Source organism: Pseudomonas sp. IT-P260 (assembly GCF_949768395.1).
GTDB lineage: Bacteria > Pseudomonadota > Gammaproteobacteria > Pseudomonadales > Pseudomonadaceae > Aquipseudomonas > Aquipseudomonas parakoreensis.
The window spans coordinates 149528-161361 of record NZ_CATKPO010000043.1; the positions used below are offsets into that span (position 1 = coordinate 149528).

Here is an 11834-nt window from a genome sequence, read left to right on the forward strand (position 1 = left end):
CAAGGGCGGTGTTTCGACTCGACAGTGATCGTACAACCCGCGTGCGCTATGATGCTTACCAAGCCGAATTTTCGAGACCAGACGTTGACCATGGAAAACCCGATCGACACCCCACGCCTCCCGCGCAAACGCCGCAGCCTGGCCCAGGAGCTGGTGACGGTGCTGAGCGAGCAGATCCGCGATGGCCTGCTCAAGCGCGGTGACAAACTGCCTACCGAGTCGGCGATCATGGAAGCCCATGGCGTCAGCCGCACCGTAGTGCGCGAGGCCATTTCCCGTTTGCAGGCGGCCGGTCAAGTTGAAACCCGCCACGGCATTGGCACTTTTGTGCTCGACACGCCAAGCCCGAGCGGTTTCCGTATCGATCCGGCCACGGTGGTCACCCTGCGTGATGTGCTGGCGATTCTCGAATTGCGCATCAGCCTTGAAGTCGAATCTGCCGGGCTTGCCGCGCAACGTCGCAGCCCCGAGCAATTGGCAACCATGCGCGCCGCCCTCGATGCGCTGAACGACAGCGTGGCCCACGCCAGCGATGCGGTAGCGTCGGACTTCGCCTTCCACCTGGAAATCGCCCTGTCCACCGGCAACCGCTACTTCACTGACATCATGACCCACCTGGGCACCAGTATCATTCCGCGTACGCGGTTGAACTCGGCACGTCTGGCGCATGATGACCAGCAGCACTACATGAATCGCCTGAGCCGTGAGCACGAGGAAATCTACGAAGCGATTGCCCGCCAGGATGCCGATGCCGCGCGGGCGGCGATGCGCCTGCATTTGACCAACAGCCGCGAAAGACTGCGCCAGGCCCATGAAGAGGCGCAGGCGCAGGGGTGAGGTTGAATCAGTCCTTAAGCTCGATTAACAGTTGCATTGAAAGCTTTTGATTGCCCGCACTTTCGAGGGAGTACTGCAATACGGCGTTCGTTTCAGCATTGAGCATTCTTTCAAACGTCGTTTTCGGGATTGGCAATACAATCGGCTTTCCGATGGTGATAGCAGTCAGTACGATCTTTGTTTCCCATTCCAGGAAGCCGTCCGAGTTACTCACTGTCAGTTTGATCGTGTCCCCAGGGACTGCGTTTGGAAGCACGGGCACTTCCCCATGGGCCTGATCAATCAGGTTATGAACGTAGAGCACCCCATTGATCGCTTCTTTAAGCGAAGGAGCCGGCAGCATTGTTACAGCGAAGCTTTTGTCTTTCATGTTCAAGATCCTTTTGGTCGTCCAAGCCGATATCGGCACGACCTGATTAATGTCTTGATCACGAAAGCAAAGCACCTGTAAGAAATACCGGTCTCGACGAACGGTAAGCCGCTGATTCATGCAACGACAAAGCGCTTTCGCGAGCAAGCCCGTTCCCACACTTGAAATGCATTCCAATGTGGGAGCGGGCTTGCTCGCGAAGGGGCCCGTGAATTCAGCGCGGCAATATCGAGCGATCCACCCTCACTGCCAGTTGCGCTTGCCTCGGCTTGGCAGTAAACGCTACCAAACCGTCCTCATCCACAATCCCCCGCGCAATCGGCTTGCCATCTGCCAGCAACTCCAGCGGTGCACCTTGCAGCGACTGCCCCGACGTCAGTTCCAGTTTCAATGTGATCGTCATTGCTCATTCTCCTTGATTGACGTTGCCCGTCGGGTGGTAGTCCTTGAGCAGCAGGTAGGTGCTCCAGCCCCACCAGTTGTCGACGGTGGCGGTGTCGTTGAGGTTGTTCACGTCTTTGCGCCGCAGCACCTTGCCGCCCTCGACGCGGAACAGTGGTGCGAAGTTATTCGAAAGATTCAGCACCGCCGTCAGATCCGGCAGGCGTTGCAGCGCGGCAAACGTCGAAGGGGCGGGCACGTTGCCGCTGAGGTAAGCGGCGAAGACTTCATCCGCCGAGGCCTGCACCGCCAGGTTGACCTGGATGCGGTTGTCCGCATCGCTGGCCTCGAAGTAACGTTTGTCGCCGTAGGCGCGCCATTGATCGCCATGGGCGTTGCGCACCTTGAGGCCGAATTTGCTGTCCTCGTCGTGCATGAAACGGGTGACCAGCGAGCCGAGGTCGCTCGGCGTGACCACCGCCGCCATCTCTTTGCGTGGCACACGCAAGTGGCCGGCAGAGAACAGGTCCGTGAGGAAGTGGTCGGCAAACGCGTTCATCGCGTAGGCCCGTTCCAGTTGCTGCTCATCGTGATTGGCGCGGGCTGCGACTGCGGTTTGCAGGGCGGCGGTGTGGCCGGCGATGTAGGCCAGTCTGGCCCATTCGCCGAAGTGGTCGGCGTTGTTCGCCGCCAGTTTCAGATAACGCCCAAGCGGGAACAGCGCGGAGACGAAACTGCCGCCGCTGGTGAGCTTGTTCCACTCTTCGGACAACGTATCTCCGAGCGCGTCGTAGGCTTCATGTGGTGCTTTGCCGTCCTTGATCGCCTGTTTGACCGCGTCGATCTCCTTTTGCATGACCGCGAGAATCTGCGTGGCCTCGGCGCGTGAGGCCGGCAGTACGGCGAGAGAATCAAATGCAGCGTGGAAGCGGTTCAGGCGATCAGCCGGGGTCGCGCCTTCGTTGATCGGTCGATCGACCACGCCGTAGAAATCTCCAGCCAGCGCCACCACCTGGCCGTAGGTCAGCGCAAGGCCATTGGGCAAGTGCAAGGGCTTGTTTTGCGCGCGAATCGGCTCGGCGTTTTCACTGAAGCGCAGCAGGGTGTTATCGCCGATGGCCGTGTGTTCAGCGCCTTCGAAGCGCAGTGGCGGTCGAATGTTCAAGGCGTTGCCGGGGAGGGCGGTGGCCGGTGCGACATCGCTGTGGGCGTCGGCGATGTGCAGCAGCAGATGCGGATTGTCGGCGTTGAAGTGGATGCCTTTTACAGTGAAAAGATCATCGAATCGAGCGACGACCGGGTTGGGTCGTTCCTGTGGTTTTGCATGCAGTCCGGACATTTCTGGCTCCTTGATATGTCGTCGGTGGATTTATTTTTAACTGTATGGATATACAGTTAAGTCGAGCCTAGACCAGATTTTTCCTACGTCAAGAAGGAATCTTGTCCGACAAAAAATGCAGGGCAACGATGAAATGCAGTTGACGGTTGTCTTTTAAGTTGTACGATGACCTACAACTTCGGCATTGGCTGAATCATAAAACTCACAAAAAACGTTGCTACCCAGGGTGTTCGAATAATGAATCCACAAGAACTGAAGTCCATCCTCTCCGCCGGTCTGCTGTCGTTCCCGGTCACTGATTTCAATGCTCAGGGCGATTTCAACCGCGCCGGCTACATCAAGCGTCTGGAATGGCTGGCTCCGTATGGCGCTTCAGCCTTGTTCGCCGCCGGCGGCACCGGTGAGTTCTTCTCCCTGGCCGCCAGCGAATACTCGGAAATCATCAAGACTGCCGTCGACACCTGCGCCAGCAGCGTGCCGATTCTGGCCGGTGTCGGCGGTTCGACCCGTCAGGCCATCGAGTACGCCCAGGAAGCCGAGCGCCTGGGTGCCAAAGGCCTGTTGCTGCTGCCGCACTATCTGACCGAAGCCAGTCAGGACGGCGTCGCCGCCCACGTTGAAGCGGTGTGCAAATCGGTGAACATCGGCGTGGTGGTCTACAACCGCAACGTCTGCCGCCTGACTGCGCCACTGCTGGAACGTCTGGCCGAGCGTTGCCCGAACCTGATCGGTTACAAGGACGGACTGGGCGATATCGAGTTGATGGTGTCGATCCGTCGCCGCCTCGGTGATCGCTTCAGCTACCTCGGCGGCCTGCCGACCGCGGAAGTCTACGCCGCTGCCTACAAGGCACTGGGCGTGCCTGTCTATTCCTCGGCGGTGTTCAACTTCATCCCGAAAACCGCGATGGACTTCTACCACGCGATTGCCCGCGACGATCACGCCACCGTCGCCAAGATCATCGACGACTTCTTCCTGCCGTACCTCGACATCCGCAACCGCAAGGCCGGCTACGCCGTGAGCATCGTCAAGGCAGGCGCGAAAATCGCCGGCTATGACGCAGGCCCGGTGCGGGCGCCGCTGACTGACCTGACCGGCGAAGAATTCGAAATGCTGGCTGCGCTGATCGACAAGCAAGGTGCGCAGTAACACCCGACAAAAACGCGGCCGCTGAGTAATCAGCGGCTTTTTGCGTAAAGGCTTTGAGATTTGAGGGCTGCCCTGTGACAACTGCAAAACGCTACGACAACTACATCAACGGTGAATGGGTCGCCGGTGCCGACTACTCGGCGAACATCAACCCGTCCGAGTTGAGCGACACCATCGGCGATTACGCCAAGGCTGACCTGACTCAGGTTCACGCCGCCATCGATGCGGCCCGCGCTGCGTTCCCGACCTGGTCGGTTTCGGGCATTCAGGCCCGTCACGATGCGCTGGATAAAGTCGGCACGGAGATCCTCGCCCGTCGCGAAGAACTCGGCACCCTGCTGGCCCGGGAAGAGGGCAAGACCCTGCCCGAAGCCATCGGCGAAGTGACCCGCGCCGGCAACATCTTCAAGTTCTTCGCCGGTGAATGCCTGCGTCTGTCCGGCGACTATGTGCCGTCGGTACGCCCAGGCGTCAACGTCGAAGTCACCCGCGAAGCCCTCGGCGTGGTCGGTCTGATCACCCCGTGGAACTTCCCGATTGCCATTCCGGCATGGAAAATCGCCCCGGCCCTGGCCTACGGCAACTGCGTGGTGCTCAAACCTGCCGATCTGGTGCCCGGCTGTGCCTGGGCGTTGGCGGAAATCATCTCCCGCGCAGGCTTCCCGGCCGGCGTGTTCAACCTGGTGATGGGCAGCGGTCGGGTGGTCGGCGAAGCGCTGGTCAACAGCCCGAAAGTTGATGGCATCAGTTTCACCGGTTCGGTCGGCGTGGGTCGGCAGATCGCCGTTAATTGCGTGTCGCGCCAGGCCAAGGTGCAGCTGGAAATGGGCGGCAAGAACCCGCAGATCATTCTCGACGACGCCGACCTCAAGCAGGCGGTCGAGCTGTCGGTGCAGAGCGCGTTCTACTCCACCGGCCAGCGTTGCACGGCGTCGAGTCGTTTGATCGTCACTGCCGGGATTCATGACAAGTTCGTTGAAGCCATGGCCGAGCGCATGCAGTCGATCAAGGTCGGCCACGCGCTGAAATCCGGCACCGACATCGGTCCGGTGGTTTCCCAGGCGCAGCTGGAACAGGACATGAAGTACATCGACATCGGCCAGTCCGAAGGTGCACGTCTGGTCAGCGGCGGTGGTCTGGTGACCTGCGACACCGAAGGCTACTTCCTCGCGCCAACACTGTTTGCCGACAGCGAAGCGTCGATGCGCATCAGCCGTGAAGAGATTTTCGGCCCGGTGGCCAACGTCGTTCGCGTGGCCGATTACGAGGCGGCGCTGGCGATGGCCAACGACACCGAGTTCGGTTTGTCCGCCGGCATCGCCACCACGTCGCTGAAGTACGCCAACCACTTCAAGCGCCATTCGCAGGCCGGGATGGTGATGGTCAACCTGCCGACCGCCGGTGTCGATTACCACGTTCCGTTCGGGGGCCGTAAGGGTTCATCCTATGGCTCACGTGAGCAAGGCCGCTATGCGCAAGAGTTCTACACCGTGGTGAAAACCGCCTACATCGGTTCTTGAAGGAGCACGCGGTGTCGACCCCGACACCGCCCCCCTGTAGGAGCTGCCGAAGGCTGCGATCTTTTGATCTTGATTCTCTGGCGTCACTGACGACGCCGAAGATCAAAAGATCGCAGCCTGCGGCAGCTCCTACAGGGAATACATACAGATTCACCCGCGCATAAAAATAATCAGTGGGAGTACATCTACATGCAATCGTCCAAGCCGACTCACGTCCGCTATTTGATCCTGTTCATGCTGTTCCTGGTGACCACGATCAACTACGCCGACCGCGCGACCATCGCCATCGCCGGTTCCAGCCTGCAAAAAGACCTCGGCATCGACGCGGTCACCCTCGGTTATATCTTCTCCGCTTTCGGGTGGGCCTACGTCGCCGGACAGATTCCCGGTGGCTGGCTGCTCGATCGCTTCGGCTCGAAAAAAGTCTACGCCCTGAGCATTTTCACCTGGTCGCTGTTCACCGTGCTGCAAGGCTTTGTCGGTGAATTCGGCATGTCCACGGCGATCGTTGCGCTGTTCATGCTGCGCTTTCTGGTCGGTCTGGCGGAGGCGCCATCCTTTCCCGGTAACGCACGGATTGTCGCGGCCTGGTTCCCGACCGCTGAACGCGGTACGGCCTCGGCGATCTTCAACTCGGCGCAATATTTCGCCACTGTGCTGTTCGCGCCGCTGATGGGCTGGATCGTGTATCGCTTCGGCTGGGAGCACGTGTTTATTGTCATGGGTATCCTCGGCATCATCTTCTCGCTGGTCTGGCTCAAGGTTATCCACAGCCCGCGTCAGCATCCGCTGGCCAACGAAGCCGAAGTGCAGTTCATCGCCGACAATGGCGGCATGGTCGACATGGACGTCAAGCAAGGCAAAAAAACCGACGGGCCGAAGTGGGATTACATCCGTCAGTTGCTGACCAACCGCATGATGCTTGGCGTGTATCTGGGCCAGTACTGCATCAACGGCATCACTTATTTCTTCCTGACCTGGTTCCCGGTGTACCTGGTGCAGGAGCGCGGCATGACCATCCTCAAGGCTGGTTTCATTGCCTCGTTGCCGGCGATCTGCGGTTTCATCGGTGGCGTGCTTGGCGGGGTGATTTCCGATTACCTGCTGCGCAAAGGGCATTCGCTGACCTTCGCCCGCAAGGCGCCGATCATCGCCGGCTTGCTGGTATCGAGCAGCATCGTGGCCTGCAACTATGTTGACGTGGAATGGATGGTGGTCGGCTTCATGGCCCTGGCCTTCTTCGGCAAAGGCGTGGGCGCGCTGGGGTGGGCGGTGGTGTCCGACACTTCGCCAAAACAGATCGCTGGCCTGAGTGGCGGGTTGTTCAACACCTTCGGCAACCTCGCTTCGATTACCACGCCGATCGTGATCGGCTACATCATCAGTTCCACCGGTTCGTTCAAATGGGCGCTGGTGTTCGTCGGTGCCAACGCACTGGTGGCGGTGTTCAGCTACCTGGTGATCGTCGGCCCGATCAAACGTGTGGTGCTCAAAGAGCCGCCAACTAACGGTGGTTCTGAAATCACCGGCAAATTGTCTCAAGCGCATTCCTGAGGAGCGGCGTCATGCAGTTGATTGAACATTCCGACTCGCCGCGCTACATCCGCCTGCACGAGCGGGACAACGTAGTGATTGTGGTCAACGACCAGGGCGTGCCGGCCGGTACCGAGTTCCCGGACGGTCTGGTGACCGTGGACTTTGTGCCGCAGAGCCACAAGGTGACTCTTGAGGACATTCCCGAGGGCGGCCAGGTGATTCGCTACGGTCAGACCATCGGCTACGCGTTGCAGCCGATCCCGCGGGGCAGCTGGGTCAAGGAAGATCAACTGCGCATGCCGACCGCGCCGCCGCTGGACAGCCTGCCGCTGTCCACCGAAGTGCCGGCCGCGCAGTCGCCGCTGGAAGGCTTCACGTTCGAGGGTTATCGCAACGCCGACGGCACCGTCGGCACACGCAACATTCTCGGGATCACTACCACGGTGCAGTGCGTCACCGGCGTGCTCGACCACGCGGTAAAGCGCATCAAGGACGAGCTGCTGCCGAAGTATCCGCACGTTGATGACGTGGTGGCGCTGACCCACAGTTACGGCTGCGGCGTGGCGATCACCGCCACCGATGCGTACATCCCGATCCGCACCGTGCGCAATCTGGCACGCAACCCGAACCTGGGTGGCGAAGCACTGGTGATCAGCCTGGGCTGCGAGAAATTGCAGGCCGGGCAGGTGATGCACGAGGACGATGCCTCGGTCGATCTCAGCGAGCCGTGGCTATATCGCCTGCAGGATTCCAGTCACGGTTTCACCGAGATGATCGAGCAGATCATGGCGCTGGCCGAAGTCCGTTTGCAGAAGCTTGACCAGCGTCGCCGCGAAACCGTGCCGGCCTCCGAGCTGATCCTCGGCATGCAGTGCGGCGGCAGCGATGCGTTCTCCGGCATCACCGCCAACCCGGCGCTGGGTTACGCCTCGGACTTGCTGCTGCGCGCCGGGGCGACGGTGATGTTTTCCGAGGTCACCGAAGTGCGCGATGCGATCTATCTGCTGACATCCCGTGCCGAAACCAAGACCGTGGCGCAGGAGCTGGTGCGCGAGATGGACTGGTACGACCGCTATCTGGCCAAGGGCGAAGCGGATCGCAGCGCCAATACCACGCCGGGCAACAAGAAGGGCGGGTTGTCGAACATTGTCGAGAAGTCGCTGGGCTCGATCGTCAAATCCGGCAGCAGCGCGATCAACGGCGTGCTCGGCCCGGGCGAGCGGTTCAAGCAGAAGGGTTTGATCTTCTGCGCGACCCCGGCCAGTGATTTTGTCTGCGGCACCCTGCAGTTGGCCGCGGGGATGAACCTGCATGTGTTCACCACCGGGCGGGGCACGCCGTATGGCTTGGCCATGGCGCCGGTGGTCAAGGTCTCGACCCGGACCGAGCTGGCGCAACGCTGGCCGGATCTGATCGATATCGATGCCGGGCGGATTGCTACCGGTCGTGCGTCCATCGAGGCGTTGGGCTGGGAGTTGTTCCACTATTACCTGGATGTGGCGAGCGGCAAGCAGCAGACGTGGGCGGAGAAGCACAAGCTGCATAACGACATCACCCTGTTCAATCCGGCGCCGATTACCTGAGTCCAAAAAAGATCGCAGCCTGCGGCAGCTCCTACAGGGAAACGCGAATTCCACTGTAGGAGCTGCCGCAGGCTGCGATCTTTTGATCTTCAATGGCAACTCAGTGGCTTATCATTAGCCCCTGACGACGCTCACCCAAAGGCTCCCCCGGCATGCTGGCAATTTTCCTCGAAACCCTGAACATCACCGCGCCGGTGTTCGCCATGCTGTTCCTCGGGGTGTTGCTCAAGCGCATCGACTGGATCAACGACAACTTCATCCACACCGCCTCAGCGCTGGTGTTCAACGTCAGCATGCCGGCACTGCTGTTTCTCGGGATTCTGCATGCGGATCTGCACGCCGCGCTGCAACCGGCGCTGTTGATCTATTTTGCAGTCGCCACGCTGGTGAGTTTTGCCCTGGCCTGGGGTTGGGCGATCATCAAGTGCCCGCGTGAAGATCGCGGCATCTACACCCAAGGTGCGTTTCGCGGCAACAACGGGGTGATTGGTCTGGCGCTGGCGGCGAGCATGTACGGCGACTACGGGATTTCCCTCGGGGCAATTCTCGCGGCGCTGGTGATCCTGTTCTACAACACGCTGTCGACCATCGTGCTGGCGGTGTACAGCCCGGTGATCAAGTCCGATCCGTGGAGTATCTGCAAAAGCGTGTTCAGCAATCCGCTGATCATCAGCGTGATTGCCGCCGCACCGTTCGCGTATTTCCAGATCAGCCTGCCAGGCTGGCTGGAAACCTCCGGCCAGTATCTGGCGCAAACCACCTTGCCACTGGCGCTGATCTGCATCGGTGGCACGCTATCACTGGCGGCGCTGCGCAAGAGCGGGAGCATGGCGCTCAGTTCGAGTCTGGTGAAGATGATCGGTTTGCCGGTGCTGGCGACGTTCGGCGCATGGCTGTGGGGCTTTCGCGGGGCGGAGCTGGGGATTCTGTTTCTGTACTTCGGCAGCCCGACCGCCGCCGCCAGTTTCGTCATGGCCCGGGCGGCGCAGGGCAATCATGAGCTGGCGGCGGCGATCATCGTGCTGACCACGTTGATGGCAGCGGTGACCACCAATATCGGGATCTTTCTGTTGCAGTGGGGTGGGTGGATCTGACAGACAGATCATCAGTGGCTGAAAAGGCCTCTTCGCGAGCAGGCTCGCTCCCACAGGGAACTGCATTCCTGATGTGGGAGCGAGCCTGCTCGCGAAGGCGTCAGTTCGATCACTCGGGTTTCTGGTAACTGTCGATCACTTCCTGCGCCGCGCGAAACGCATCGATCGCCGCCGGTACGCCGGCATACACCGCGCAATGCAGCAGCGCCTCACGAATCTCCTCGACCGTGCAGCCATTGTTCAGCGCACCCCGTACGTGGCCTTTCAATTCCTGCGGGCACTTCAACGCGGTCAGCGCGGCGAGGGTGATCAGGCTGCGGGTCTTGAGTGGCAGACCTTCGCGATTCCACACGCCGCCCCAGGCGTGTTCGTTGACGAAATCCTGCAACGGCTGAGTGAATTCAGTGGCGTTGCCCAGCGCGCGATCAACGAACGCATCGCCCATTACCTGACGGCGGATTTCAACCCCGGTTTTCTGCGAATCGGTCATGGCACATCCCTCTTGTGGTGTTGGCGGCGCCAGGCGCGTACGGACGTGAACAACAGAAACGCCAGCAGCGTTGGCAGCACGTAAAACAGCATCAGCTTTTCCAGTTTGCCGGCCAGTGGCATGCCGGTGGTGAACGACACCACGTGCAGCCCGTAAACCGCGTACAAACCGAGCAACAACAAACCTTCAGCGCGGGTCACGCGATAGCCGGAATAGAACACCGGCAGGCACAGCGCGGCGACGCCGAGCATCACCGGCAAGTCGAAATCCAGCGCATTGGGCGAGACCGACAACGGTGTCGGCGCAATCAACGCGGTTACCCCGAGCACCCCGAGCAGGTTGAACAGGTTGGCGCCGATCACGTTACCCACCGCAATGTCGCGCTGCCCGCGCAGTGCGGCGATCAGCGAGGTGGCGAGTTCCGGCAGCGAGGTGCCGACCGCGACCACGGTCAGGCCGATTACTCGTTCGGAGAAGCCCAGATCCGTCGCCACCGCCACCGCTGCGCCGAGCAGCAAATGCCCGGCGAACACCAGCAGCGCCAGACCGACAACGATCATCAACAGACTGCTGAACCACGGCACCTGCGGGGCTTGCGGCAATTGCGAATGCGGGCGCGCCGAGTGCCGCGACTGGCGCAGCAACAAACTGAGGTACAACGCCAGTGCCGCGAGCAGCAGCACGCCGTCGAAGCGACCGATCTGTTCGTTCCAGGCGAGGACAAACACCAGCACGCTGGCGCCGATCATCAGCGGAATATCTAGGCGCACCAGTTGCCGCGAGACCCGCAGCGGAATGATCAGCGCCGACAGACCGAGGGTCACGAGGATGTTGAAGATGCTGCTGCCGATCACGCTGCCGACGGCGATGTCGGGGTTGTGCGTCAGGGTCGCTTGCAGGCTGACCGCCATTTGCGGGGCGCTGCTGCCGAGGGCAACGATGGTCAGGCCGATGATCAGTGGTCGTACATGCAGGCGCGCGGCCAGACGCACCGCGGCGCGCACCATCAGTTCGGCGCCGAGGATCAACAGGATCAGGCCGCTGAGCAACTCGATCACGTTGATCAGCGGTAAATCGGCCAGAGCAAAAATGGTCAGCGCTCCATCAGTCGTCGAGGGCCTGTATGCGCACGCGTGCCGTGCCGCTGCCGAGCATGCCGAGGCGTTCGGCCGCTTCACGGGAGACATCGATCAAGCGGCCACGGGTGTGCGGGCCGCGATCGTTGATGCGCACAACGCAGGATTTGTCGTTTTTCAGGTTGGTGACCTTCACCCGCGTGCCGAACGGCAGTTGGCGATGGGCGGCGGTCAGGGAATGCTGGTTGAACGCTTCGCCGCTGGCGGTGCGTTTACCGTGGTGCCTGGCACCGTAATAGGAAGCGACGCCAGTCTGGTCGTAACCGTGCGGGTCGATGATGTCGTTGCTGGCGCAACCGGCGAGCAAGGAGAGCAGGGCGCAGGCGCCGAGCAGGCGTTTCATTCGAAAGCTCCCAGAATAATTGTGGCGAGGGAGCTTGCTCCCGTTCGGCCGCGAAG

12 protein-coding genes are annotated in these 11834 nt (G+C 60.8%); 6 read left to right on the forward strand and 6 right to left on the reverse strand.

Annotated elements, in window-relative coordinates; genetic code table 11:
- The first annotated feature begins 90 nt into the window (after positions 1-90).
- Positions 91-837 (forward strand): FadR/GntR family transcriptional regulator, encoded by a 747-nt coding sequence (locus ACM6HV_RS25105; protein WP_186448505.1) that lies wholly within the window; start codon positions 91-93, stop codon positions 835-837.
- A gap of 7 nt (positions 838-844) precedes the next feature.
- Here the strand turns inward: ACM6HV_RS25105 and ACM6HV_RS25110 are convergent, their stop codons facing one another.
- From ACM6HV_RS25110 to ACM6HV_RS25120, 3 genes are all read right to left on the reverse strand, one after another.
- Positions 845-1207, reverse strand: coding sequence for a hypothetical protein (locus ACM6HV_RS25110; protein WP_414905554.1), 363 nt, complete (start codon positions 1205-1207; stop codon positions 845-847).
- Between the two features lie 214 nt (positions 1208-1421).
- Complete coding sequence (locus tag ACM6HV_RS25115) at positions 1422-1610, reverse strand: hypothetical protein (protein WP_414905555.1); 189 nt, start codon at positions 1608-1610, stop codon at positions 1422-1424.
- 3 nt (positions 1611-1613) lie between these two features.
- Positions 1614-2927, reverse strand: coding sequence for a phospholipase (locus ACM6HV_RS25120; RefSeq protein WP_414905556.1), 1314 nt, complete (start codon positions 2925-2927; stop codon positions 1614-1616).
- A gap of 237 nt (positions 2928-3164) precedes the next feature.
- Between ACM6HV_RS25120 and kdgD the strand changes: the two genes are divergently transcribed.
- The 5 genes from kdgD to ACM6HV_RS25145 all read left to right on the forward strand — a co-directional run bounded on the left by kdgD (position 3165) and on the right by ACM6HV_RS25145 (position 9809).
- Positions 3165-4076 carry a 5-dehydro-4-deoxyglucarate dehydratase gene (gene kdgD, locus ACM6HV_RS25125; protein WP_145597342.1) on the forward strand — a complete coding sequence of 304 codons (912 nt, stop codon included), beginning with the start codon at positions 3165-3167 and terminating at the stop codon, positions 4074-4076.
- A gap of 74 nt (positions 4077-4150) precedes the next feature.
- On the forward strand, positions 4151-5596 hold the full coding sequence (locus tag ACM6HV_RS25130) for an aldehyde dehydrogenase family protein (RefSeq protein ID WP_414905557.1): 1446 nt from the start codon (positions 4151-4153) through the stop codon (positions 5594-5596).
- Positions 5597-5785: 189 nt separating this feature from the next.
- The gene (locus ACM6HV_RS25135; protein ID WP_414905558.1) at positions 5786-7150 is read left to right on the forward strand and encodes an MFS transporter; all 1365 of its coding nucleotides are present in this window, start codon (positions 5786-5788) and stop codon (positions 7148-7150) included.
- 11 nt (positions 7151-7161) lie between these two features.
- Positions 7162-8715 carry a galactarate dehydratase gene (gene garD, locus ACM6HV_RS25140; RefSeq protein ID WP_041072809.1) on the forward strand — a complete coding sequence of 518 codons (1554 nt, stop codon included), beginning with the start codon at positions 7162-7164 and terminating at the stop codon, positions 8713-8715.
- 152 nt (positions 8716-8867) lie between these two features.
- Positions 8868-9809, forward strand: a complete 942-nt coding sequence (locus tag ACM6HV_RS25145; RefSeq protein WP_414905559.1) for an AEC family transporter — start codon at positions 8868-8870, stop codon at positions 9807-9809.
- 109 nt (positions 9810-9918) lie between these two features.
- Here ACM6HV_RS25145 and ACM6HV_RS25150 read toward each other — a convergent pair whose 3' ends face one another.
- From ACM6HV_RS25150 to ACM6HV_RS25160, 3 genes are read right to left on the reverse strand one after another with little or no spacing between them, the layout of a single operon-like run.
- Positions 9919-10299 (reverse strand): carboxymuconolactone decarboxylase family protein, encoded by a 381-nt coding sequence (locus tag ACM6HV_RS25150; RefSeq protein ID WP_003221648.1) that lies wholly within the window; start codon positions 10297-10299, stop codon positions 9919-9921.
- The gene (locus ACM6HV_RS25155; protein ID WP_145597352.1) at positions 10296-11357 is read right to left on the reverse strand and encodes a calcium/sodium antiporter; all 1062 of its coding nucleotides are present in this window, start codon (positions 11355-11357) and stop codon (positions 10296-10298) included. Before ACM6HV_RS25155 ends, ACM6HV_RS25150 begins: the two co-directional genes overlap by 4 nt.
- A 46-nt stretch (positions 11358-11403) precedes the next feature.
- Entirely contained in the window at positions 11404-11778 is a 375-nt protein-coding gene (locus ACM6HV_RS25160; RefSeq protein ID WP_329696085.1) for a septal ring lytic transglycosylase RlpA family protein, read from the reverse strand.
- Positions 11779-11834 lie beyond the last annotated feature (56 nt).